We start from the raw sequence: 23,907 nt of genomic DNA, 5'->3' as shown, positions 1-23,907 counted from the left end.
TTGCGTATCCTGAAAAGACGCGGGGGCTATTCCTCGTTTGTGCCTGGATCAAATGTCAGTTTTGCAACCAATGTGCGCTGCATGACCGATAGATTATCGTCCGAAATCAGCCAGACGGCGACACGCCCGTCCTCAAGCGCGCGCACGGCAAGCCCTTCGTAATTATCACGCGGGATTACACCAGCCAGATCAAGCGTCAGCTTTGGTGCCCAAGGTTCCTCGCTATCAGCCTGCGGAGCCGGTCCTATGGCAAGCTTGCTCTCAAAAGGCGGCATTCCGCCGGTTGGATCAAGGTTCCGCAGCAAGAGCATTACGCGCCCATCCGGCAATTGCGCCATATCGGTTGCCGCATGCCCCGGGATCGGCGGCAAATAGTCGAAGGTGCTGTAGGTCTTTTGCTCCAACGGATCTTGGGAGAATATCAGGCCGGTCCGGCGCCCTTCAGGAAGAATAACAAACCGCCCATCTTGCAGGCGCGTCATCACCTCTGCGCCCGTATTGTTTGTCCAGCCAAGGGCTTTGGCATCCAGTTTCAATATGCCTTCGGGCGTGTGGTCGGCAGCGAACCGGTGAATACCGTGATTGTTCTCAAGCGAAGCCCAATACATGCCGCTTTCCGGATCGCGCGTTGCCGCCTCTATATCCGCCAACATCGAAGGGCCCGCGACAGCCAGAGTTTGGCGAATAACATGTGCCTCAGAATTCGGTTGATCTGGCTCACCCAGCGTAAATCGCGCGCCGCGATCAGACAGGCTCATCAATCGGTTGTCCGGCAATGCGATCAGCGACGAAAAACCGCCGAAAATCAGGCTTTCGCCCTCGAGATGCCAAACACCCTCCACGCTCCAGCCCGATACATCGGTGTCACTCGCCGTTTGAATCTGTTCGGCAGTTATTTCCGCCGGAGGGTCCCATGATACCGGTGTCCGCAGGAATGTTCCGGGTGCGCATAGGCACGCAACAAATATCGCCGCAAACACGCGGCGGCGTCTGCTCATCTCAGTTCATCGGGCCGGTGAACAGCAGGGGATCTAGCCGCGCATCATTCCACTTCAGGCTCCAGTGAAGATGCGGGCCGGTTGAACGGCCGGTCGAGCCGACATTGCCGATATATTCGCCCTGCTTGACCGCCTGACCCTCTTTCACGGCCAGTTTGGACGCATGGAGGAAGGCGCTGTTGAGACCCGCCCCGTGATCGATAATGATAATGTTGCCCTCAAGGCTGAAGCCCGTGCGCGCGAGCACCACCACACCATCGGCGGGCGCGACAAACGGCACGCCATTACCCGGCGCAATGTCGATGCCCGAATGATAGCTGCCGGGTTCCCCGCGATAGATACGCTGGCGGCCAAACTGGCCCGAAATGCGCCCCTTGACCGGCCAGACAAAATCTTGCTGCCAGCCGGCTGCGCCGGTGACTTTCTCACGCGCGCCTTTGATCGCCAGCCATTCTGGCTCGCGCTTCTTCCACCACGCTTCGCTGCTGCCCCCGCCGCGCTTGGCAACGTTAACCCGCTGGATGTTCCATTTGCGGGGAGAAACGGTGATTTGCTCGGAAAAAGTCGCGCCATTTGCCAACGTCGCGCTTAGCGTGATGCTGGATGGGCTGTCGCGGTCGAACGCGGCAAAGAATGTTCGGCCACTTTCGTCTACCGTGAGTGTCTGGTTGCCCAGTTTGGCGGAGCGCGCGCCAACGGGAATTGTGCCTCTGATCCAGCCGCCCTGGGTCAGTTCACCGGTAAAATCAAAATCGGGCGGCGTCGCGGGCGGTGGCGGCGCAATAGAATAGGATTGAGTAGAAGTGGGCGCTTCTGGCGCTGCTACCGGCGCCTTTTCAGCCGTAACTTCGGCTTCGCCCGGAGCGCAGCCGGTCACTGCGCATGCCAGCGCGAGGGTAATCCAACTCAATGCCATGTGCTTCACCCTTCGCCGAGCAGGCGGCGCGTTGCGAGTTCCGGCGTGGCGTAAGCCTCCTGATGCTCCGCGCTCCAATACCGCAGTTCTTCGAGCGGGATGACCTCGCCCGAAACTGCGCAAAACACGTGCTGGCCCGGCCGCAAAACGCGGAAGGTGGAGGGGCCGTAATGGAGTTTGGCGGATTTATCGCCGGAAGACATCAACATGGGTGGGTCTCTAACATCGTGGGGTCAGTCAAACAAATCGTTCTGGCGCGGCGGAGTTCCTGCCGCAGGTTTCGGTTTGGGCGCTCGTTTGGGCTTTGGCGGAGGTGACGCAACGGGGGCCGCCGCTGGGGAAGCGCCTGTTGTTACTTCAAGCACATCGTCCTTGAATTGAAGCTTAAGCGCCGCCTCGCACTCGGCCTGCGCTTTGCTGGTCATCGCCTTGCCTCCCGCGTCCGTGACGATGGCGTAACCGCGTTCCAACGGTTTGCGCGGGTGAAGCTGCTCGGCAAGCCTCGCGAGAGCGGCAAGCGCATTACGTTTGCTTACCAGCGGCCTCTCGACGAGCGCGGGGGTTAGCCGTGTGTTATCAAGCCGACGCTGTGAGTCGCCATGCGCGCGCTTCAGAGCATTCGGCGACAGCCGCGAGGCCACCCCGGCAAGCCGTTCGCGCCCTTGGCCCGCACGGTCCATCAATCCGCGCCGCAATCGTTCGGAAGCTTCATCGAGCCGCTGGGCCTGCGCCTGCAGCACTTGTTCGGGTTTGGGCATGCGGCGCACGCGCGCCTCCAACCGTTCGCGCCCCAACTCCACCGGCCGATAGATAGCACGGCGTTGGCGCGCACCGAAGTCCGCCAAGGTCGCATCAAGATCAACCCGAACCGGCACCGCCATTTCAGCAGCCGCAGTGGGGGTCGGCGCCCGCCTATCGGCGGCATAGTCCGCCAGCGTGGTATCCGTCTCGTGCCCGACCGCAGAAATAACCGGAATGGTACTTTCTGCGATGGCGCGAACCACAGCCTCTTCGTTGAAGCTCCATAAATCTTCAATTGAACCGCCGCCGCGAGCGACAATCACAACGTCAGGCCGCGCCACTGCGCCGCCCTGCGGAAGTTCGGAAAACCCTCTAATCGCGGCAGAAACCTGATCTGCAGCACCTTGACCCTGCACCAGCACGGGCCAGACAATCACATGACTGGGGAAACGGTCCGCAAGCCGGTGTAGAATGTCACGGATAACCGATCCGGTTGGTGAAGTAACCACACCAATCGTTCGCGGAAGGTACGGCAAGGCGCGTTTGCGTTCGCGGGAAAACAACCCTTCGGCCTCTAGCCGGGCACGCGTCTTTTCCAGCAAGGCTAGCAATGCGCCCTCACCAGCCAGCTCCAGGCTGTCGATCACGATCTGGTATTTCGACCGTCCCGGGTAGGTGGTCAGCTTGCCAGTTGCGATCACTTCCAAGCCATCTTCGGGCACAAACGCCATACGGTCCGTGTTTCCGCGCCACATGACCCCGTCCAGCACGGCTTTGTCGTCTTTCAGCGCGCAATATACGTGGCCCGATGCGGCCCGCTTCACGCCTGACAATTCCCCGCGCAGGCGAACATGACCGAACCGATCCTCTACCGTGCGTTTAAGCGCTTGCGAAATCTTGGTGATCGACAGCGGCTCAGCGTTGTCGCCCTGCCGCCCACGCGCTACCAACCCGCCAGATTCGGAATCGTCGTAATTTGAGGGGGCGCGAGCCATGAATATCCTTCTGCTTGGATCGGGTGGGCGTGAGCATGCGCTGGCATGGAAGCTGGCGCAATCCCCATCGTGTGCAAAGCTGTACGCTGCCCCCGGCAATCCGGGGATTGCGGAGCGTGCGGAGCTGACGTCGATTGATGTCAGCAATCACGAGGCTGTGGCGCTGTTTTGCAAGGCCAACACGATTGGCCTTGTCGTGATCGGGCCAGAAGCACCGCTCGTCGATGGCCTCGCCGACAGCTTGCGGGCCGAAGGTATAGCCGTTTTCGGCCCCTCCGCCGCCGCAGCACAATTGGAAGGCTCCAAGGGCTTTACCAAGGATCTGTGCGCCCGTGCGAACATCCCCACTGGCGGCTATGTACGCGCAACATCTCTGTACGATGCAAACCGTGCGCTTACCCGTTTTAACGCACCCTTTGTGCTCAAGGCCGATGGCCTTGCCGCAGGTAAAGGCGTTGTCATCGCACCGACGCTGGAGGACGCCGAAGCCGCGCTCGCCGATATGTTTGGCGGGCAGTTTGGCGAGGCAGGCGCAGAGGTTGTGATCGAAGAGTTCCTAGACGGAGAGGAAGCAAGCTTCTTCGCGATCACCGACGGCGAGACGATAATCCCGTTCGGCACCGCTCAGGATCACAAGCGCGTTGGCGAAGGCGATGTCGGACCAAACACCGGCGGCATGGGGGCATATTCGCCCGCGCCGGTGCTAACGCCTGAGCTACAACAGCGCGCAATGGATGAAATCCTGCGGCCGACGGTCGATACCATGCGCGCCGAGGGCATGCCCTATTCCGGCGTGCTGTATCTGGGCCTGATGCTCACCAAGAGCGGCCCGCAATTGATCGAATACAATTGCCGTTTTGGCGATCCCGAATGCCAAGTGCTGATGATGCGCCTGCAAAGCGACCTCGCCGCGATCATGCTCGCCTGTGCGAACGGCCAACTAGCCAGCGTTGGAGCGGACTTCGCCGAAGAGACTGCGCTTACCGTAGTGATGGCCGCAGAAGGCTATCCCGCCAGCGCCAAGAAAGGCGGCGCAATTGATCTGGGCGATGCCGAGGCGGGCGGCGCGAAGGTCTTCCACGCGGGCACGGCGGTGAAAGATGGCGCGCTGGTCGTAAATGGAGGCCGGGTGCTGAACGTCACCGCCGCCGGTGCGAACGTGACTGCGGCGCAAAAGGCGGCTTACAAAGCAGTTGATGCGATCAGTTTTGAAAGCGGGTTCTGCCGCAGGGATATTGGCTGGCGAGAGGTTGCGCGGGAAAAATCACAAAATTGATATAGGTCAATGCACACTGGTGTGAGCCATGCTTTTTTAGCAGCATGATCACATCTTTCTCTCTTCGCTTTGCCGCCATATGCACGACAGCACTCTTGCTTTCCGCCTGCCACACTGCTGCATCACCGCAGCTAACCGCATCCTTACAGCCATCTTCGCTGATCTCAGGAGTGTGCGGCGATTGTCATGCCGTGGAGCGGGCTTTTGACTCGCCCAACCCTAACGCTCCGTCTTTTGTCGCGATCGCCAATCGAAATGGGCTGACAAGAGAAACGCTGGGCCCATGGCTGCTCGATGCGCACAATTATCCTTTGCAAATGGATTTCGAGCTTTCGGAAGCAGAGGCGAAGCAGATTGCTGATTATATGCTCGCGCTTCGAAGCGATCAGTATCGCCCCGAACTCTGATTTTCCTACACACCAGTCCCGCGCTAAACAGCTGGAAGCTCTTTCACATCGTCAGTCCCGTCCAAAAGGCGCGGAAAAATAGGATAGTTGTCATCCGTGTCCTACACGGGCAACGTCCTGATTTCTCTCAATTTAGCTCTGTAGGCACCACATGACACTTCGGCGATATGTCACCCGTGTCCTACAATTTCTCAGACATCAGCGCCTTCATGTCTGTTTCGGGACGCGGGCCGTAATGGCTGATCACTTCCGCAGCGGCGATTGCGCCGCGCTTCAGGCAGGTTTCCAGCGGAGCGCCTTTGACAAAGCCTGACAGGAAACCGGCGGCAAATTGGTCGCCTGCGCCGGTTGTGTCGATCACTTTGGCAACCGGCTCTGCGGCGACTTCGGCGCGTTCGCCGTGCGCGATGGCTACCGCGCCTTCTTCGCCCTTGGTCGCGACCAGCACGGGCACTTTACCTGCAACCGCAGCCAGGCCATTCTCGAAGTCTTCCTCGCCGGTCAACGTCGCAAGCTCGCTTTCATTGACGAACAGGATGTCGATCACGCCGTCTTCGATCATGGCCCGGAAATCATCGCCATGACGGTCGATTACAAAGCTCTCGCTGGCGGTGAAGGCGACCTTGCGGCCCGCAGCTTTCGCAACATCAATCGCGCGGCGCATGGCGCGGCGCGGTTCTTCTGGATCCCAAAGATAGCCTTCGAGATAAAGGATGCTCGCGCTTGCGATAAGGTCTTCGTTGAGAGCGGTAGCGGGCAGGAACTGACCCGCGCCAAGGAACGTGTTCATCGTCCGCTCGCCATCCGGCGTTACAAAGATCAGACAGCGGCCCGTGGGCGGCTCGTCTTCGCGCATCGGCGTGTCGAAATCGATCCCTGCGGCGCGAATATCATGCGCGAAAACCTCGCCAAACTGGTCCTTTGCGACCTGACCGATGAAAGCGCACTGCGTGCCGAGCTGTGAAAGGCCCGCCAGAGTGTTGGCTGCAGAGCCGCCCGATTTCTCGGTCGCTTGTCCCATCGCGGCGTACAGCTTATCCGCGCCATCTGCATCTACCAGCGTCATACCGCCGCGATTCAGGTCAAGCTCGGCAATGGTTTCGTCTTCGCAGCTAGCAATAATATCGACGATAGCGTTGCCGATAGCGATCACGTCATAGCGGGGGTCTGTCACAAAAGTTGTCCTGTTCTTAGGAGATGTCTGAAGTTGCCGACCGCCTAGCCGGAACAGACGCAGAGTCCAAGGGGTGGATGTGCCCCGGCTTCGCGTTTGACTTCACGCCCGTGAAACAGCATCGCAGTCTGCATGAACGCCGTCATAGCCTCCCTTTCCAAAGCGTTTGGCCAATTGGGCGATCCGGCGATTCTGAAGGTCGCGGCGAAAAGCATCGGGATAACGGTGCTGTTGTTTATCGCTATGGGAATTGGGTTCTATTTCGGCATCGTCTGTCTCACCGCAGCGTACGGATCAGCCAGCGAGGATGGATGGTTGGAAGCAATCGCCGCTGCGATCCTCGCTATACTCGGCTTCTGGTTCCTGTTTCGGATAGTCGCGCTGGCGGTTTTGCAGTTTTTCGCGGACAAAATCGTCGCCGCGGTTGAGGCAAAGCACTATCCCGACCTCGCTGAAAAGGCGAAGCCGCTGCCTCTTCCGCAGGACATCGCAAATTCGTTCAAAGGTCTGGGCAGAGCGCTTGGGTTTAACCTGCTCGCCCTGCCATTCGCGATTGTGCTGATATTCACGGCATTCGGCCCTGCTGTCGTGTTCTTGTTGGTCAACGCCGTGCTGCTCGGGCGTGAACTGACCGATATGGCTTGGCTGCGACATACCGATGGCCAGCCATTGCCCAGCCCCGTTTCGGGCACCGAGCGCCTGATGCTGGGCGGAGTGATCGCAGCCATGATGCTCGTGCCGTTTTTGAACCTGATCGCCCCGGTAATCGGTGCAGCAGCGGGAACACACCTTGCGCATGATGCGATGCGGCGGCAGGAGGCTGCTCATGCGTAGCTTCATCCTGCCAGCAGCTTTGATTTCGCTCTCCGCTTGCTCAGCAGGCTCAAGTGCGACGTATGTACCGCCTAGCGCGTCGGCAACGCCAAGCGCGCAGCCAACAGGGACATTTCGTGCGCCGACAGTTGACCGCGCCGGCCTTGACGGGATCATTGGCGCACCGGCCTCCCGGCTCTTGTCGCGTTTAGGAAAGGCCCGGATCGATTTATCCGAGGGCGATTCCCGGAAGCTCCAGTTTGCCGGGACGAGCTGCGTGCTCGATATCTATCTTTACCCGCTAACCGCTGGCGCGGAGCCGGTCGCCACCCATATCGAAGCCAGGCAACGCTCCGGCGGGGCCGCGATCGATAAAGGTCAATGTCTGGGCGAAGTCGAAGCACGGTAACCGGGTCTTAAGCACATTCGTGCCATAGCCTGTCTCAAGTCTTTAAGAGGTTTGACGCAGTTCTATGACCACACATTTCACCGAACTGGCGCAGCGCGCCGCAGCCGACGGCGTCGTATCGCCTGAAGAATTGCTTGGCCTGCGCCGTCAGGGTTGGGGCGATGGCATCATCACCCGTGAAGAAGCCGAAGCACTGTTTGCGATCAACAACGTGCTGGATGACCGCGACAATGAATGGTGCGACTTTTTTGTCGAGGCCATCGGCGAATATGTACTCAACGGCACCCAGCCGCGCCTTCAATGCAACAAAGCCGAAGCCGAATGGCTTATCCAGCAGGTCGACCATGACGGCGTAGTTGAAAGCGTAGTGGAACTCGAAACACTGGTTCGGATTGTCGAGCGCGCCGAAAATGTGCCCGACCCGCTTAAGAATTACATCCTCGAACAGGTCGAGCGCGAAGTGATGAGCGGCACCGGCCCGACACGCTGCGGCGGTGAGCTTTCAGCGACACATATCACTGGAGCCGAAGTGCGGATTTTGCGCCGCGTGATTTTCTCAAGTGGCGGTTATGGCCCTGCGGCGGTCACCCGGTTCGATGCCGAATTGCTGTTCCGTCTGAAAGACGCGACCCTGGAAGACGAAAACGATGCTGGCTGGGCCGATCTCTTTGTGGATGCCATTGCGAATTACATACGCGGCTTCGCTTTGGATAACGCACAACTTAGCCATGCGCGTAAGTTGGAATTGATGAAGTTCGTAGAGAACAACACCGCCAATCATGCAGCTTTTTTCGGACGCATGATCCGTCAAACGCCAAACATCGGTTCCAATGTCTCGGAAGCGTTCAAGCACTTGCGCGGCGAAGATGGACCGCAGAATGACTATTCCGCAGATTTCGAGGCAGGCGACATTGTGACCGAGAACGAACGGTCCTGGTTGGAAAGTCAGCTTAAAAAAGACGGACAGATCGACGCAATTGAAGCGCGCCTGATCGAACGGATCGCCGAAGAGGACTAAGGCTTAACTGCCAAAATCCAACGGGGCTTCTGCTCCGCCTTGCTTTGGCAAGGGGCCTTTGGGCGGCACCGCCGGTACCGCAATCCCGGATTCGGGCGGCTTGCGAGGCGGTCTTTGGCTCAAATTGGTTTTGATTGTCTGCAAATGCGTGATCTCAGCCCTGAGCAGGATCTGCTCATCGCTGTCGCTCGTGGCTGCCAGTTTTAACTCGAGCTCCGCTAATTCTCGCTTGATTAGCGCCTCAACTCGCAAAAGTTCCGCGTGTTGGCGCAAGTCGCTTTGGACACGATCGGTACGCTCTACACTGGTCCGCTGTTGCTTGAGTCGTTTTCGTTCGGCGCGAAAGCGGCGTTCATTCTTAATTGCACGCGCCGAGATTGCTCGCCGGTGGTCACCAGCGTTGCGCATCAGATCTTCGTAGCGTTTTTGGAAGTTCTTGTCTGAGTTGGCCATACAGGTGAGTTAGCATACCAACACACCTTGTGCGAGTCGCCTCCGTATGTGGCAATAGACGCCTCAGACCATAAAGCTCTCGCCGCAGCCGCATGCACCCTTTGCGTTCGGGTTTTCAAACGTGAAGCCCGCTGTAAAATCGTCCTCGACCCAGTCCATGATGGACCCAACAAGATAGAGCACACTTGCACCGTCGATATAGAAGATACCTCCGGGAGTTTCGATTTTCTCGTCGAATTTCGCTTCCTCGGTGACGTAATCGACCGAATAGGCGAGGCCCGAACAACCGCGCCGCGGCGTTGACAGCTTTACCCCGATCGCATCACCCGGAGCTTTGCTCATCAAGTAAGCGACGCGCTCTTCTGCCCCTGTAGTAAGAGTTACGGCGGCCGGAATCTGTCGTGTTTTGGTATCGCCCATCACAGCATCCCCAATTCAAGCCGCGCTTCATCCGTCATCTTTTCGGGGCTCCATGGCGGATCCCAGACAAGATTGACCTCGGCATCACGGATACCGGGCACGGATGCCGCGCGCAGCTCGACTTCGCCAGGCATCGTCTCCGCCACTGGGCAGTGCGGCGTTGTCAAAGTCATAGTGATCGTTGCGTCCGCCTCATCATCGACATCGACGCCGTAGATCAGGCCAAGATCGTAAATATTGACTGGAATCTCCGGGTCGTAGATTTCCTTGAGCGCATCGACGACGGCAGTTTGCAGATCGCTTCCGGGCCCGCCAACCTCGCCCTCGGCTGGCTGCTGATGCAGAAAGCCATCGAGATAGTCGCGTTTGCGCGGTTCGGAAGAAACCGGAGTTTCATCGGCATCGGGGTCAATCACATCGGCAACGCGGGCACGAGGCGGTTTCACCACTTCATCGTTCGGCGCAGGGGCCGCGACAAATTCTGTCTCGTCCTGAGGTTTGTTCATCATGCTTTCCCAAAAATTCGGCGCGTGCGGGCAATCCCTTCCAGCAGCGCGTCGATATCATCGTGTGTGGAATAAAGGCCAAAACTGGCCCGCGCGGTTGCCGGGACTTTGAAATAGTCCATCAAAGGCTGCGCGCAATGGTGGCCCGCGCGGATCGCGACATTCGCCTCATCGAGGATAGTGCCAAGATCGTGCGGGTGAATATCGTCAATCGCAAAGCTGACAATGCCGGCGCTGTCGGCTGGGCCAAACAGGGTGACATCGTTCATCGCGCCCAGTTCGCGGCGCAGGCGTTCGACCAATTCTGCTTCGTGAGCGTGCAGGCGGTCTAATCCGACTGCGCTGATGTAATCGGCCGCCGCGGCGAACGCGACGGCTTCGCCGATAGCAGGGGTGCCTGCCTCGAAACGCTGCGGCGCAGGCGCGTAAGTTGTCTTTTCGAAGGTCACGCGGTCAATCATCGCGCCGCCGCCTTCCCATGGGGGCATCGCGTCCAGAATGTCGCTCCGCGCCCAGAGCGCACCGATGCCGGTTGGCCCGTAAAGCTTATGCGCGCTGAAGACGTAGAAGTCACAGTCGAGCTTTGCGACATCCACGGACATATGCGGAGCAGACTGGCACCCATCGAGGAGCAGTTTTGCGCCAACATTGTGCGCCAGTTTGGCCGCGCGCGGCGCGTCCAGAACACTGCCAAGCACATTTGATACATGACAAAGCGCAACCAGCTTGTGCCCCTCGGTCAGCTTCGCCTCTGCCACGTCTAGGTCGATCTGATGATCATCGGTAAGCGGGCAAACATCGATCCGCGCGCCTGTTGCCTCGGCCAGCATCTGCCACGGCACGATATTGGAGTGATGCTCCAATTGGGAAATCAAAATGCGGTCACCCGGTTTCAGATTGGCCCGGCCCCACGTGTTCGCCACGAGGTTGATCGCCTCTGTCGCGCCGCGCGTGAAGACGATCTCGTTTTCGCTGCCACCCAGAAAGTTCGCGATTGTACGGCGAGCATTCTCATAAGCCTGCGTCATTTCGGCAGAGCGCGAATAGACACCGCGATGCACCGTCGCGTAATTTTCGCCAAGTGTGCGGCCCATCGCCTCGATCACAGCGCGCGGTTTTTGCGCAGTTGCTGCGGTATCGAGGTAATGCCACGGCGTACCGTCATGCGTGATCATTCCCGGAAAATCCCCGCGCAGATCAGGCAAAGTAGAGATGGCAGCAGGAGCGTTCAAAGCGATGCCCCCTCCAAAGCGGTAAGAGCAGCTTCAAGCAGCTTTTCACGCGCCGCCTCGTCATCGAGTTCAACAAAGGCATCGCCCAGAAATGCCTGCACCAACAGACGCTGGGATTGCTCGGGCGAAAGCCCGCGAGCGGCCATGTAATAACGCGCTGCTTCGTCTAGCTGACCGACGGTTGCACCGTGAGCACATTTCACATCGTCAGCAAAAATCTCAAGCTGCGGAACGGCGTTTGCGCTTGCTCCGGCTTCGAGCAGCAGCCCTTTGAAGTCCTGCGCAGCGTCTGTTTTCTGCGCATGGCGCGCGACCTTGATCTCGCCAAGGAAATTGCCCGTGCCAGTGCCCCAATGCACGGCGCGAACGGTCTGGTTGCTGGTCGCATCCGGCTCTGCATGGATAGTGGTAGTCACGAATTCGCGCACGGCATCGCCGCCGCCAATCGTCACACCGCCAAATTCGAAATGCGCACCCTTGCCCAATGTTACTTCAACTTCAACGCGGGTGAAATCGCGTCCGGTATTCGTGACAAAGATCGCGGCGGTCGCACCCTCGCCAAGCGTCAGGCGAATACGGCGGAGTTCCGGCGCATCAGTGCCAATAACCATAGTGTCTTGCCATGTCTCGCCATTGGCGACGGCAATGTCCTGCCACGCATCAAGCGCGGCAGTACCCAGGCGCTGAACCGCGTCGATATCGGCATAGCGCCACGCCTCATCACGGCGGGTAGGAAGGGTCTGTGCTTCGGTCATTTTGATGTCTTTTTCATTGCCCGCTCGAATTGCTTCACGAGCCCATTGCGGCTCTTGCGGATACATTTTTCAACGGCGCCTGTTTCGCTCGCGCCCTTGCGAACGCATTTGGTTGCCGCGCGGCAAAATTTATCGTCCAGCCTTGGCCGACCAGTCGATCCGCTCAACGAGCAATTCCAGCTTCCTGCCTGATCTTGCCCGACTGTGACCTGCAGGCTGCGAAGTCGGCCAAGCACAACTATCTCGGGAATGGGCTCGGACACAGGCTCAGCCGCAGGTGCGGCCTGCAAAGAAAGGAGGATAGCGGACAGGATCATGCAGCAGCTTCTGCCATTACTGCGTCATAGCCTTCGGCTTCGAGACGCAGAGCAAGCTCTGGTCCGCCAGTTTGGACGATGCGCCCATCTGCAAGCACGCTCACGCGGTCTGGCTTCACGACATCGAGCAGGCGTTGATAGTGCGTGATCAGCAGCACACCTTTGCCTTGGCCACGCATGATGGAATTGATGCCCTCGCCCACAATGCGCAACGCATCAATATCGAGGCCGCTGTCTGTTTCATCCAGAACGGCAAAAGCCGGATCGAGGATGCCCATCTGGACCATCTCAGCGCGCTTTTTCTCACCGCCGGAAAAGCCAACATTGACCTGCCGTTTGAGCATTTCCATGTCCATTTTCAGCAGGCCGGCCTTCTCCTTGGCAAGTTTGAGGAATTCACCACCAGAAAGCGGTTCTTCACCGCGATACTTGCGCTGTGAATTGAGCGCCTCGCGCAGGAATTGAACGTTGGAAACACCGGGTATTTCGACTGGATATTGAAAGCCAAGGAACAGGCCGCTTGCGGCGCGCTCATGGGGATCGAGTTCGAACAGGTCTTCTCCCTTAAACTCGACCGATCCCTGCGTCACATCGTAACCAGGCTTGCCGCCGAGCACATTCGCAAGGGTCGACTTGCCAGCACCGTTCGGACCCATAATCGCATGAACTTCGCCCGCGGGCACTTCCAGCGAAAGGCCCTTGAGGATCGTCTTGCTGCCGCTCGCGCCGTCAACTTCGGCATGAAGGTTGTCAATTTTCAACATTACTTCGCAGCGTCCTCTTTGTTCTTTTCGCTCTGATCGAGCGCGGATTTGACGACTGATGCATCAAGCAAATCCATAATCAGCCCCTTGGGCTTGGTTTCATTGTATTCTGTCTCGGCGCGTTCAGCGCTCGCCATCCGGTTGACAAATTGCGCATCAAGATCGGCGCCGCGCGCGATATGGATGCGGCCAATGTGTTCAAAGACTTCGGCGACGTCTTCCGGCGCATAATCTTCAAGTTCACCGCGATTGGCGAGCACCCGGTTGGCCTCCGCTTGCGCAGCAGAAGACGTGTCTGCGCAGCGCGGAATATCGCTACGGTGCTGCTCTTCGAGGTTCGCTTTGCCAGAAACCATCCGGTTCACGACATTCAGGCACCGGCGGTAATCCTGAATAAAGGGGGTGATGATGCGCGGATATTCGACGGTCCACGTTTCCGGGGCGTCATTCTTGATCGCGACAGGCGTTTGGCCAGCTGCCTGCAAGGCAAGCAATGGGGCGAGAGCAATTGAAAACATAGGCATAGCGTTCAGTCCCGTGAGTAATCGTTGTTCGTGCGTGAGGGGCGATCATTCTCGTCGCGGCGTTTGTAATAGTCCTGTTTCGGGTTCGCCTCGCGGTGCGCGCGGGCGGCTTCGCGTTTGTCACCGATGCGGGCGCGCATACCGTGGGTGATGCGTTCCAGAACCTTGTCCATATCATCGAGAATATCGGTGGCGCGGATGCGCATCACTTTGATGCCAACCGCTTCAAGGCTCTTGTCACGCCGCGTGGCCAGCGTTTCGTTGTCATCCTCTTCAAAGATGTCGATTGCCATGCCGAGAGTGTGGCAATTGAAATCGACAATCGCGCTGCCGACCACGGCAAAGCGTTTGAAGGTGTGACGACCCAGATTGGCTTCCGAAAACCGCTTGGCCAGCGCCTTGTGTGCAGGCGAAGCAAACCGCTTCATCTCGCGGGCACGATCATGCAACTCATCAAGGCGCTTGTCTGAGATTTTCCAGCCCCGGCCCTTCTTGTTGAGGGTATCGGGATCAATCGCTTCATCAGAAGGCTTGAGGACTAGTTTCTTGCGCTCGGTCATGCGCCCGTTCCAGTGAAGTTATAGATGTTTTTGTCAACGAATTCGGCCACCAGCAAGGCGACAACAATTAATGCCAGAGTGCGCCAAAGCGGAAAGCCCCTTTTTTGCTCAGCTTTGGCTTGCACATCGCCTTTCGCAACTAAAGCTGCGTCCGCTTCTTCGCGAGCCAAAGCAGCAGTATTTTTCGCCTGTTGTTGCTCATATTCGACAATGCCCTCGGCACTATCGAGCAATTCTTTAGCCCAATCCATTCGGCCAAACGACGGGCCTTGCCCTTCATAGCCATATCCGCCGAAATCACGCACTAAGGTGCCCATTAGGAGGCAATATGGCGCGAAATATTTCTGCGGAATGCTAGGGCTGAAGCCGACATTCATATTGTAGTCGCCATCTTGCACGCGGTGATCAGAGCCGATCTGCTCAAGATGTTCGTTCGTGTCTTCTGTATCTCGACCCTTCGGGCCGTAGGGGGCGCAATAGACTTCCATCTCTTGGAACTCGCCCATGAATTCGACATGGAAGCTCAGGAAGCCGTCAAATTCCTGCATCGGATCATCAAGCTGCTGATCGCCTTGGAGCAGAACGCGCAATGGGTAGCCACGCTGTTGTAGCGCCGCATTCATCTGGCCAAAGCTTGGCCATTTCCCTTTCGGTACCGCGACTTCGTAAGTCAGGCTCACTAGCCCACACTCCCCTCAAGAGAAATTGCCAGAAGCTTTTGCGCTTCCACGGCAAATTCCATCGGCAGCTCTTTCAGCACATCTTTCGCAAAACCGTTGACGATCAGGGCCACGGCCTCTTCCTCGTCCAGCCCGCGCTGCATGGCGTAAAACAATTGCTCGTCGCTGATTTTGGAGGTGGTTGCCTCATGCTCGATCTGCGCGCCGGGGTTCTTGACCTCGATATAGGGCACAGTGTGCGCGCCGCATTCATCGCCGAGCAGCAGGCTGTCGCATTGTGTGAAGTTGCGAACCCCTCCCGCTTTCGGGCCAACGCGAACAAGGCCGCGATAGGTGTTGTTCGATTTACCCGCGCTAATCCCCTTGGAAATGATCGTTGAACGCGATCCCTTGCCGTTATGGATCATCTTGGTGCCGGTGTCGGCCTGCTGGTGATTGTTGGTCACCGCGACGGAGTAAAACTCGCCGACGCTGTTTTCGCCGTTGAGCACGCAGCTTGGATATTTCCACGTCACAGCAGAGCCGGTTTCCACCTGCGTCCAGCTGATCTTTGAACGGTCGCCTTGACACAGCCCGCGTTTGGTCACGAAATTGTAGATCCCGCCCACGCCTTCGCTGTTGCCGGGATACCAGTTTTGCACGGTCGAATATTTGATCTCTGCGTCTTCCATCGCGACTAGTTCGACCACGGCAGCGTGCAGCTGGTTTTCGTCGCGCATCGGCGCGGTGCAACCTTCGAGATAAGAAACGTAAGCGCCTTTTTCGGCGATGATCAGAGTGCGTTCAAACTGGCCGGTGTTTTCGGCGTTGATGCGGAAATAGGTGCTCAGCTCCATCGGGCAGCGCACGCCTTCTGGTACATACACAAATGTACCGTCGGAAAACACCGCTGCGTTGAGGCAGGCAAAATAGTTGTCGCGGGTAGGCACAACGCGGCCCAGCCACTGCTTCACCAGCTCGGGATATTCTTTGATCGCTTCTGAGATTGAGCGGAAGATCACGCCTGCTCGCATCAGCTCTTCGCGAAAAGAGGTCGCAACGCTGACACTGTCAAACACGGCGTCAACGGCAACTTTCTTTGCCCCCTTTACCCCGGCAAGCACTTCCTGTTCGCCCAAGGGAATGCCGAGCTTGTCGTAAACGCGCTTAATCTCGGGATCGAGATCATCAAGCGAATCGAGTTCGATCTTTTTAGTAGGCGCGGCGTAATAGTACGCGTCCTGATAATCGATTTTCGGATAGCCGACTTTGGCCCAATCGGGCTCTTCCATGGTTTGCCATAACCGAAACGCTTTCAGTCGCCATTCGAGCATCCATTCCGGCTCACCCTTCTTACCCGAAATAAAGCGGACGGTATCTTCCGTCAGGCCCTTTTCGGCAAACTCGGTTTCAATGTCAGAGGACCAACCGTGCTCGTACTCGCCAGCGTTCGCCGCTGCCGCAGCTTTCGCATCAGCATCCATTTCCGCTTCGGGGGTTTTGAGATCGACGTTTTCGGTCATGCCACTTCTTTTTCGCGAGAGAGGGGTTCGGTGCGTAATTGCGTTAAAGTGATTTCGGCCAGCGCGCTGCGCAGGGCGTCATTGATGACTGGCCAGTGGGGTTTCATCGAACAGCGCGCTTCGTGATCGCAATCACCGTTCGCATCAATACAGGCGGTGAGCGCAATTGGCCCTTCGACCGCCTCGACAATATCCGCAACAGTTATGGCGGCGGCCGGCCGGGCAAGTTGCAGTCCGCCATGCGCGCCGCGTTCTGAACGCAGCAATCCGGCACCGGTCAGCTTGCTAACCAGCTTTTGCACAGTCGGTTTGGGCAGGCCCGTTTCCGCCGCGAGTTCGCTCGCGCTGGTTCGTGTCCCACCACAATGGCCAGCGGCCGCGCTCATCGTAATGACAGCGTAGTCTGCAAGGTTGGAAAGGCGCATGCGGGCTAATTCGGAGCATTTTGATCCAAATTCAAGTCCAAACCCCTTGTTGCGAGTCGTTAGCGCTTCGCAAGAACTTGGAATGAACCCTCATCCGATGGTTCTAAATTCCTCCAACCGATCCAGATTTTTCAATCTCAGCATAGTTTGGAACAGAGGCTCCTCGGGACCGCCAAGCCGCGTCGGTGTGTAGCCGCAATAACGGCGGATTTCGCGGATCATATGCGGCTGATCGTAAAACGCCGCCGCAATCTCCGCTTCGCCTTCGTCGGTCAATTCCGGTTGAGCAAGCAAACTCGCTGCACGCACGGCCCGATATTTCCGCGCAAGCGCTCTTGGTGTGAACCCGAAATATCTTGTCACTAGCCGTTCTGTCTGACGCCGCGAATAAGCGGTCTTGGCGAAAAGCATTTCAATATCGGGATTAAGTGACGAACTGAGCCAGGCGAGCCCCTGTTTGATCAGAGCAGCGTGTTCTTCGGATACAGGGTGAAAACGCGGTGCAATCCAATCAGCCAGAATTTTGCAGGCCTCTAACCCTGAAAGTTTGTTTGAGCGATAAAGGTCATTGGTCTTTTTAGCGAATGCGTTGACATCCGGCCCCACCAGCTCATCAGCAGGTAAAAGCCGATTTAAGTGCTCATTCGCAGGTTGCCGCGCCAATGCGGCCCAGCCGAGAGGTGACAGCGAAGCCCCGATAGCATGCCATGGTCCATTGAATGTAAAGGGCGCCGCCGTTTCGAACCCCGCGAGCATGTGGGCCTCGCCTGTTATAGGTTCCGCGCGGCCATCCACCTGCATTTCACCCGATCCGTATGGGAATAAAACGATTTGCGGCAACGCGCCGGGATGACGATCCGCAATGTCGACTTCATCCCACGCAAAGTGAAACAGCGCCAGCACATGTTCGGACAGTTCTCCGGGAGGATCAAAGTACTCAAGATGAAAAAGAGGCGGCATGGCAGCTTAATGCGACCCGCTAACACGCCGCCCCTTGTGCCGTAGCTTCAGGAACCGGATGTCCCGTCTGTCGCGGCTCGGGATATTTGATAGGTCGGCAGTTGGCATAGTCATTGTATTCTAGCGACATGGAAAAGCATTATCATGGAAATAATGTCCAGCGGCCCAACATTAAGTGCCACAAAAAGTCGCGTTATCAGCGTAAGATTTTAGCGCCTTGACCATGCGCATCCGGATCAAGAGTGTCCTGCATCAACGATGTTTTCTTAAGCGCAGTGGGTGTTCTACCGGTATATCGCCGAATATCCCGAATAAGGTGCGCCTGATCAAAATAGATGCCGAGTATATCACTTCGCATGGATTCCGACAGATTTGGGTTGGCCAAAAACATTGCAGCCCGAATAGCGCGGTATCGTTTGACCAAACGAGAGGGGGAAACCCCGAAATAGCGTTTGCACAATCGCTGCGCTGATCGCACGGAAATGCCCACTTCGGAATACAGCGCCTCTAGAGGCGGGTTAAGGGTGCTGGATAGCCATTTTGTGACCGCTTTGACAAAGCGGGCATGCTCTGCGTTAATCTGACCTCTGCGGCGTCCGATAGCATCGGCCATAGCATCACAGATCCGTTCATTCGGAACGGAACCGCGACGGCATTCTTGCGCCAAGCCCTGCATCTCAGCGATCTCTTCAGCGTCAAGAATGGTCTCGGACGGAACCATGCAATTGTTGACCTCGTCGGCGGCAAGACCCGACAAGCAATGCCAACCAAGCGGCGTAAGCGAGGCTCCGATGATTTTCACAGGCCCTTTTAGCGTAAAAGGCGTGGCCGCGAGCAAAGGCGCTGTGCAGGTCACCGGCTGAGAACAGAACACCTCACCGGCATCTGGACGCAGGTCAGAGCTGCCTTCGATGTAAACCATCATCTGCGCCGAGTAGGCGGGCATCATTTCGGCGAGGCTCGCTGTATCGCTCGTCACAACGAAGAATGTATTGATCAAGTCTGCACATTCCGCAGGCGCAGCAATCAATTCGAAACCGAATGGAATCGATTCGGTAAGGTCAAGCTGGCGTAGCTGGATGTGCGGCATCGCGGTTACCCTGCCTTTTCACTTTCGACCCACTTCACAACGTTCTCTTCAAGAATGTCGAGCGGGACCGGACCGCTTAGCAAGACGGCATCGTGAAAGCCGCGCCAGTCAAAATCATCGCCAAGTTCGGTTTGCGCCATGCTGCGCAGTTCCATGATCTTGAGCTTGCCGATCATATAGGCGGTCGCTTGACCCGGCGTGGTGATGTAGCGCTCGATCGCTTTTACAATGTCGCCTTGCGGGTTGGGTGTGTTGTCTTGGAGATATTGGATTGCCTCTTCGCGCGTCCAGCGCTTGGAATGGAGTCCAGTGTCAACGACGAGACGGCAAGCCCTCCAGAGCTCCATGCCCAGACGCCCGAAATCGGAATAGGGATCCTGATAGAAGCCCATATCCTTACCCAGTTCCTCTGTGTAGAGGCCCCAGCCCTCGGTGTAAGCAGTCACACCTCCAAACCGGCGGAAGGGAGGAACATCGCCGAGCTCGGTTTGAAGCGCGCGCTGCAAATGGTGGCCCGGAAAGCCCTCATGATAGGCGAGTGCCTCCAGCTCGTTTTTAGACATATCGCGCAGATTATACAGGTTCACGTAATAGGTGCCCGGGCGAGAGCCGTCTGCAGCCGGACTTTGATAGAACGCCTTGCCGGCGCTCTTTTCACGGAACGCCTCAACCGGTTTGATGATCATCGGAGCTTTTGGCAGAGCCCCGAAATACTCCGGCAACTTCACTTCCATTACATCCAGCTTCGCCTGAGCATCGGCCAGATATGCCTCGCGGGTGGAGTAGAAAAACTGATCGCCCGTCCGTGTGAATTCAAAGAAGTCCTGAAGCGACCCTTCAAACTCAACCTGCTTCATGATCTCGCGCATCTCGCCATGGATCCGTTCGACCTCACGCAGTCCGATATTGTGGATTTCATCCGCTGTCAGATCGGTGGTGGTGTAACTCTTGAGCCGCGCGGCATAATAAGCCTCACCCTCGGGGAGGCGCCAGATGCCATCATCGGTCGGTGCAATCGCTTGCTGGCGCTTCATTTCTGTCAGTAAGCGCTTGTAAGCGGGAAGAGCATCTTCACTCCATGCGTTCAAAGCTCTGTCCATAAGCATTGCGTGCGCTTCAGTGTTGAGGCCCAGCGCGCCGAGTTTTTGGGCAAAGTCTTCCAGCACGGCATTGCCGTTTCCAGCCGCAATCAACGCTTCAAGATCCGCGATAACATAGGGGTAGACCCAGTCGGGCGGCATAATACCGGCATCGGCGCGTTCACGCACTTCAGCAGTCAAGCTCCCCAGTTGGGGGCCAATGCCCCGAATCCGCTCAACATAGGCCTCCGCATGAGACGGCTCGCTTACCCTATGAATATTTATCAAGAACGCGGGAATATTGGTGTGCGCGCCGCGGCGATGATCGAACAGGAAATTGTAATCGCGGAATGGATAGAGCGACGCGCTGCGTTGGACCATCATCTCGAACAGCCGGTATGACAACGCTTCTTCTTCAGACAGAGACGAAAGGTCATAATCGGCCCGCATTGTCGCCAGCGCGTCTTGCATCACTTTGAATTCGGCAGCCGCAGCCTCATCCGTGGGGTCATCCCACTTTCCGTAATCCTCATCCCGAATGCCGCGATAAGCCTTGGTTGCCGGCGACATTTCGAGCTGCTTCGCATCATAAGAAGCGAAAAATTCGGAAATACTGACCGTTGATTGTTCTGCCAGACCACCGGTTACCGGCGTAGAGGCGCTTTCAAGAGGCGCCTTGGAAGCCGGAGTACAGGCAGAAACCGCCAATGCGATTGTCGAAGCGGCTATAAATGGGAGATGGCGCATGATGACCCCTTTTTTGCGACACAATTCGACGTACCGCTCGTCAATGCTTGCCTGCAAGTCAAGCTCTCTGACGGAATCCGTGTATACGTGATCCTGCAAAAAGAGGGGAGCCCGGGCAAGTCTCACACTCTGTGACGCTCGCCGTTTGGACAAAAAAAGGGCGGCTCCGACGAAGGGAACCGCCCATTTGAGTTGAGGAACTCTTCGCATTGCTGCTCCGAGCCCTTCGGGTCGCGAGGCGGGGTCTAGGACAAACAGATGCTCAGTAATTGTATGCAAACGACAAGCTGGCGATTTGCCCGATCGGTAAGTATGCGTTGCAGACTGTCGACAGGCACGCCAATATTGCGATAGGCGCAAGCGATGCTTTTCCGCCTAATAAAACCCGCGATCTTCGCGCTCGACTCAGAAACCGCCCACCGCCTGGCTATCGCCGGTCTTAAGGCAATGCCATCGCGTGGTGCGCGGGGCAGTGGAGCAAAGAGGAGCAATCTAGCGACGCAGGTTGCCGGGCTTGAGTTCCCAAATCCGATTGGCGTGGCGGCTGGTTTCGATAAAGATGCGGAAGTTCCCGACCCGCTTCTGGGCCTCGGTTTTGGCTTCACCGAAGTCGGCTCGATCACCCCGCGTCCGCAAGCAGGCAATCCGAAGCCGCGTCTATTCCGTCTTGTCGAAGACAATGCCGTCATCAATCGGATGGGCTTTAACAATGCTGGCGCTGAAATCGCATTGGAACGATTAAAGGCGCGGTCGGGCCGTCCCGGCATCGTGGGTATCAATATCGGAGCAAACAAGGATTCAGAGGATCGCATTGCCGACTACGCAGCTATGGCGCGGACCATGGCACCCTATGCAAGCTATCTAGCGGTCAACGTATCCAGCCCTAACACTCCCGGGCTTCGCGCATTGCAAGACGAGGGAGCTCTTTCCTCGTTAATCGATGCAGTGATTGCAGCGCGCGACGAAGTAAGCACCAACACTCCCCCACCCATATTCTTGAAGGTCGCGCCTGACCTAGAGCCTGACGATATCGACGCGATTGCGCGTATCGCACTTGATCGAAAGTTGGGCGCATTGATCGTGTCCAACACGACAATCTCCCGCCCCGCCCTGCGGTCGCATCTTGCCGGTGAGACCGGTGGACTTTCGGGAGCGCCGCTGCGGGCCCTCGCTCTGCAACGCGTTCGCGACTTTCGGGAAGCGACCTGTGGGGCGGTGCCGCTTGTCGGAGTTGGCGGCATCGCCAGCGCAGAAGACGCTTGGGCGCGGATCCGCGCCGGTGCCAGTCTGGTCCAGCTCTATTCAGCTATGGTCTTTGAAGGGCCAAGTCTGGGCGCTCGTATCGCATCCGGCCTCGAACGGTTGATGAAGCGGGACGGCTTCACCAGCATTGCAGAGGCAGTCGGAACCGAATAGCGAGGGACGCATGTTTAAACAGACCATTGCTGCCATCGCCTTAGCGGCAAGCCTGACAGCTTGTTCGCCCTATGAAACACCAGTGCAAGCCTCTGCGCTTGCTCTTACTGAAAAGGCACCGGAGGGCGCCGTGAGCGCAGCCGATCCGCGTGCCTCCGCTGCGGGTGAGGCAATTCTGGCCAAAGGCGGATCAGCCGCTGATGCGGCTATTGCCGTCATGCTCGCGCTTACCGTTGTGGAACCTCAAAGTTCAGGCATCGGCGGCGGCGGCTTTATGATCCATGCAGGCAGCGATGGCGTGGTCAGTTTTGACGGACGTGAAACTGCACCGGCTGCGGCAACCGGACGGCGTTTTCTGGATGAGAATGGCAACCGGCTTCCCCGTTCATCGCGCACACTTTCCGGCCTCAGCGTGGGCGTACCAGGCAATCTGGCTCTCGCTGCAGAGGCGCATAGCAAATATGGAAAGCTTGAATGGGCAGAATTGTTTGAACCGGCAATCGAACTGGCTCGTGACGGTTTCCTGATGAACAAGCGGCTGCATGGCTCGCTTTCAGGTAGCAAGGGGCGCGCTGACAAAACTGCGGCGGCGCGGGCTATTTTCTTCGGAGATGACGGCGAGCCGCTGGCCGTTGGCAGCCGTATTACAGTACCCGGCCTTGCCGATACGCTTGAGCAAGTCGCGCTGAACGGCCCGAATGCGTTTTACGAAGACACAGCAAGCGAATTGGCGGCATATGTCGCCGCGCAAACACCGCAAGACGGCAAAATGAATGCCTCTGATATCGTCGGATACCGCGCCAAACAGCGTGATGCAGCTTGCGCGAATTATCGCACATACAAAATTTGCGGAATGGGTCCACCTTCATCTGGCGGTATCGCGGTTGGTCAGATGCTTGGCCAGTTGGAGCGTTTTGACGTTGCGTCAATGGGGCCTGAGAGCGCCACATTTTGGCATGTCTTCCTCGAATCCCAGCGCCTCGCTTATGCAGACCGTGAGCTCTACATCGGTGATAGCGACTTCGTTGAGGTGCCGGTCGATGGCCTGCTTGAGCCAGCATACATCACCAGCAGAGGCGCGCTGATTGATCCGGCCAAGGCATTGGACAAGGTTGAACCGGGAAAGCCGCGCGGTGCCCCTTTGGCGCGCGCAGACGGTGATGAGCCACCGGAGAACGGCACAACACATTTTTCCGTGGTTGATTCCGATGGAAACGCCGTGAGCTACACATCAACCATCGAGGGGGCGTTCGGATCTGGCCTTCATTTTGGCGGCTTCTACCTCAACAACGAATTGACCGATTTCAGCTCTTCACCCGAAGTGGATGGCAAGCCGGTCGCGAACCGCGTGGAAGGCGGCAAACGCCCGCGTTCCTCGATGGCACCGACCATCGTGTTCGACGAAAACGGCGAAGTTGTGCTGGTAATTGGCGCCGCTGGCGGACCAACCATTCCAGTCCAAGTGGCGCGGTCCATCATTGGCGTCGTTGATTTCGGGATGACTGCTGAGGAAGCCTTGGCCCTTCCGCTCGTCATGGGTTTTGGTTCTACTGTAATCACCGAAGAAGGCGGTGTGGTCGCGGGCATGACTTCGGAATTCGAAGCGTTGGGCCACGGTTCACTGCGAATTTTGTCGCCGCGCGGCAAGGCGAATGCACTACGCCGGACTGCCGATGGATGGGATGCCGCAGGAGATCCGAGGGTCGCAGATTTGCTTGGCTACGAATAAC

The 23,907-nt window shown here is 57.5% G+C and carries 27 protein-coding genes; 7 read left to right on the top strand and 20 right to left on the bottom strand.

Going from position 1 to position 23,907, the window contains the following annotated elements; all coding sequences use genetic code 11:
* Positions 1-26 precede the first annotated feature (26 nt).
* Genes KCG46_RS03470 through xseA form a run of 4 tightly spaced genes read right to left on the bottom strand, consistent with a single transcriptional unit; the run spans position 27 to position 3,650 of the window.
* Complete coding sequence (locus KCG46_RS03470) at positions 27-998, bottom strand: esterase-like activity of phytase family protein (protein ID WP_218403932.1); 972 nt, start codon at positions 996-998, stop codon at positions 27-29.
* Position 999: 1 nt separating this feature from the next.
* Positions 1,000-1,914 (bottom strand): M23 family metallopeptidase, encoded by a 915-nt coding sequence (locus KCG46_RS03465; protein WP_218403931.1) that lies wholly within the window; start codon positions 1,912-1,914, stop codon positions 1,000-1,002.
* A gap of 5 nt (positions 1,915-1,919) precedes the next feature.
* Positions 1,920-2,123: a DUF2093 domain-containing protein gene (locus KCG46_RS03460; protein WP_218403930.1), complete on the bottom strand. Its 204-nt coding sequence runs from the start codon at positions 2,121-2,123 to the stop codon at positions 1,920-1,922.
* A 24-nt stretch (positions 2,124-2,147) separates the two neighbouring features.
* Entirely contained in the window at positions 2,148-3,650 is a 1,503-nt protein-coding gene (gene xseA / locus KCG46_RS03455) for an exodeoxyribonuclease VII large subunit (RefSeq protein WP_218403929.1), read from the bottom strand.
* Between xseA and purD the strand changes: the two genes are divergently transcribed.
* Together purD and KCG46_RS03445 are read left to right on the top strand one after the other, a co-directional pair.
* On the top strand, positions 3,649-4,926 hold the full coding sequence (gene purD / locus KCG46_RS03450) for a phosphoribosylamine--glycine ligase (RefSeq protein ID WP_218403928.1): 1,278 nt from the start codon (positions 3,649-3,651) through the stop codon (positions 4,924-4,926). The two genes, xseA and purD, sit on opposite strands and share 2 nt — an antisense overlap.
* A 44-nt stretch (positions 4,927-4,970) precedes the next feature.
* Positions 4,971-5,333, top strand: coding sequence for a hypothetical protein (locus KCG46_RS03445; protein WP_255551741.1), 363 nt, complete (start codon positions 4,971-4,973; stop codon positions 5,331-5,333).
* A 181-nt stretch (positions 5,334-5,514) separates the two neighbouring features.
* On the opposite strand, the gene KCG46_RS03440 is transcribed toward KCG46_RS03445, so the two are convergent.
* The gene (locus KCG46_RS03440; protein WP_218403927.1) at positions 5,515-6,507 is read right to left on the bottom strand and encodes an adenosine kinase; all 993 of its coding nucleotides are present in this window, start codon (positions 6,505-6,507) and stop codon (positions 5,515-5,517) included.
* A 132-nt stretch (positions 6,508-6,639) separates the two neighbouring features.
* On the opposite strand from KCG46_RS03440, the gene KCG46_RS03435 reads away from it, so the two are divergent.
* The 3 genes from KCG46_RS03435 (at position 6,640) to KCG46_RS03425 (ending at position 8,747) form a co-directional block, all read left to right on the top strand.
* Entirely contained in the window at positions 6,640-7,341 is a 702-nt protein-coding gene (locus KCG46_RS03435; RefSeq protein ID WP_218403926.1) for an EI24 domain-containing protein, read from the top strand.
* Positions 7,334-7,729 carry a hypothetical protein gene (locus KCG46_RS03430; protein ID WP_218403925.1) on the top strand — a complete coding sequence of 132 codons (396 nt, stop codon included), beginning with the start codon at positions 7,334-7,336 and terminating at the stop codon, positions 7,727-7,729. The genes KCG46_RS03435 and KCG46_RS03430 overlap by 8 nt, the downstream gene beginning before the upstream one ends.
* A 64-nt stretch (positions 7,730-7,793) precedes the next feature.
* Positions 7,794-8,747 carry an SH2 domain-containing protein gene (locus tag KCG46_RS03425; RefSeq protein WP_218403924.1) on the top strand — a complete coding sequence of 318 codons (954 nt, stop codon included), beginning with the start codon at positions 7,794-7,796 and terminating at the stop codon, positions 8,745-8,747.
* A gap of 3 nt (positions 8,748-8,750) precedes the next feature.
* Here the strand turns inward: KCG46_RS03425 and KCG46_RS03420 are convergent, their stop codons facing one another.
* From KCG46_RS03420 to KCG46_RS03350, 15 genes are all read right to left on the bottom strand, one after another.
* Positions 8,751-9,200 (bottom strand): hypothetical protein, encoded by a 450-nt coding sequence (locus tag KCG46_RS03420; protein ID WP_218403923.1) that lies wholly within the window; start codon positions 9,198-9,200, stop codon positions 8,751-8,753.
* A 63-nt stretch (positions 9,201-9,263) separates the two neighbouring features.
* Positions 9,264-9,620 (bottom strand): HesB/IscA family protein, encoded by a 357-nt coding sequence (locus KCG46_RS03415; RefSeq protein ID WP_218403922.1) that lies wholly within the window; start codon positions 9,618-9,620, stop codon positions 9,264-9,266.
* Positions 9,620-10,126 carry an SUF system Fe-S cluster assembly protein gene (locus KCG46_RS03410; protein WP_218405276.1) on the bottom strand — a complete coding sequence of 169 codons (507 nt, stop codon included), beginning with the start codon at positions 10,124-10,126 and terminating at the stop codon, positions 9,620-9,622. The genes KCG46_RS03415 and KCG46_RS03410 overlap by 1 nt, the downstream gene beginning before the upstream one ends.
* Complete coding sequence (locus KCG46_RS03405; RefSeq protein WP_218403921.1) at positions 10,126-11,358, bottom strand: aminotransferase class V-fold PLP-dependent enzyme; 1,233 nt, start codon at positions 11,356-11,358, stop codon at positions 10,126-10,128. The genes KCG46_RS03410 and KCG46_RS03405 overlap by 1 nt, the downstream gene beginning before the upstream one ends.
* A complete protein-coding gene (locus KCG46_RS03400) occupies positions 11,355-12,113 on the bottom strand; it encodes a SufD family Fe-S cluster assembly protein (RefSeq protein WP_218403920.1) in 759 nt (252 codons plus the stop codon). Before KCG46_RS03400 ends, KCG46_RS03405 begins: the two co-directional genes overlap by 4 nt.
* On the bottom strand, positions 12,110-12,430 hold the full coding sequence (locus tag KCG46_RS03395) for a hypothetical protein (protein ID WP_218403919.1): 321 nt from the start codon (positions 12,428-12,430) through the stop codon (positions 12,110-12,112). The genes KCG46_RS03400 and KCG46_RS03395 overlap by 4 nt, the downstream gene beginning before the upstream one ends.
* Entirely contained in the window at positions 12,427-13,194 is a 768-nt protein-coding gene (sufC, locus tag KCG46_RS03390; protein WP_218403918.1) for a Fe-S cluster assembly ATPase SufC, read from the bottom strand. The genes KCG46_RS03395 and sufC overlap by 4 nt, the downstream gene beginning before the upstream one ends.
* Positions 13,194-13,718: a hypothetical protein gene (locus KCG46_RS03385; protein ID WP_218403917.1), complete on the bottom strand. Its 525-nt coding sequence runs from the start codon at positions 13,716-13,718 to the stop codon at positions 13,194-13,196. The genes sufC and KCG46_RS03385 overlap by 1 nt, the downstream gene beginning before the upstream one ends.
* 5 nt (positions 13,719-13,723) lie before the next feature.
* Positions 13,724-14,278, bottom strand: coding sequence for a DUF559 domain-containing protein (locus KCG46_RS03380; RefSeq protein WP_218403916.1), 555 nt, complete (start codon positions 14,276-14,278; stop codon positions 13,724-13,726).
* Positions 14,275-14,958 carry a hypothetical protein gene (locus KCG46_RS03375; protein WP_218403915.1) on the bottom strand — a complete coding sequence of 228 codons (684 nt, stop codon included), beginning with the start codon at positions 14,956-14,958 and terminating at the stop codon, positions 14,275-14,277. The genes KCG46_RS03380 and KCG46_RS03375 overlap by 4 nt, the downstream gene beginning before the upstream one ends.
* A complete protein-coding gene (gene sufB / locus KCG46_RS03370; protein WP_218403914.1) occupies positions 14,958-16,460 on the bottom strand; it encodes a Fe-S cluster assembly protein SufB in 1,503 nt (500 codons plus the stop codon). The genes KCG46_RS03375 and sufB overlap by 1 nt, the downstream gene beginning before the upstream one ends.
* Positions 16,457-16,885, bottom strand: a complete 429-nt coding sequence (locus KCG46_RS03365; protein WP_218403913.1) for an SUF system Fe-S cluster assembly regulator — start codon at positions 16,883-16,885, stop codon at positions 16,457-16,459. The genes sufB and KCG46_RS03365 overlap by 4 nt, the downstream gene beginning before the upstream one ends.
* Before the next feature lie 90 nt (positions 16,886-16,975).
* Positions 16,976-17,845, bottom strand: coding sequence for an AraC family transcriptional regulator (locus tag KCG46_RS03360; RefSeq protein ID WP_218403912.1), 870 nt, complete (start codon positions 17,843-17,845; stop codon positions 16,976-16,978).
* Positions 17,846-18,041: 196 nt separating this feature from the next.
* Positions 18,042-18,935 carry a helix-turn-helix transcriptional regulator gene (locus tag KCG46_RS03355; protein ID WP_218403911.1) on the bottom strand — a complete coding sequence of 298 codons (894 nt, stop codon included), beginning with the start codon at positions 18,933-18,935 and terminating at the stop codon, positions 18,042-18,044.
* Between the two features lie 5 nt (positions 18,936-18,940).
* The gene (locus tag KCG46_RS03350; RefSeq protein WP_218403910.1) at positions 18,941-20,761 is read right to left on the bottom strand and encodes a DUF885 domain-containing protein; all 1,821 of its coding nucleotides are present in this window, start codon (positions 20,759-20,761) and stop codon (positions 18,941-18,943) included.
* Between the two features lie 363 nt (positions 20,762-21,124).
* Here KCG46_RS03350 and KCG46_RS03345 point away from each other — a divergent pair, with 363 nt between their 5' ends.
* Positions 21,125-22,177 carry a quinone-dependent dihydroorotate dehydrogenase gene (locus KCG46_RS03345; RefSeq protein ID WP_218403909.1) on the top strand — a complete coding sequence of 351 codons (1,053 nt, stop codon included), beginning with the start codon at positions 21,125-21,127 and terminating at the stop codon, positions 22,175-22,177.
* Positions 22,178-22,187: 10 nt separating this feature from the next.
* On the top strand, positions 22,188-23,906 hold the full coding sequence (gene ggt, locus KCG46_RS03340; protein WP_218403908.1) for a gamma-glutamyltransferase: 1,719 nt from the start codon (positions 22,188-22,190) through the stop codon (positions 23,904-23,906).
* Position 23,907 lies beyond the last annotated feature (1 nt).

The organism is Erythrobacter crassostreae (assembly GCF_019204045.1).
GTDB classification, from domain to species: Bacteria; Pseudomonadota; Alphaproteobacteria; order Sphingomonadales; family Sphingomonadaceae; genus Erythrobacter; species Erythrobacter crassostreae.
This window is presented reverse-complemented; position numbering and strand designations above follow the sequence as displayed.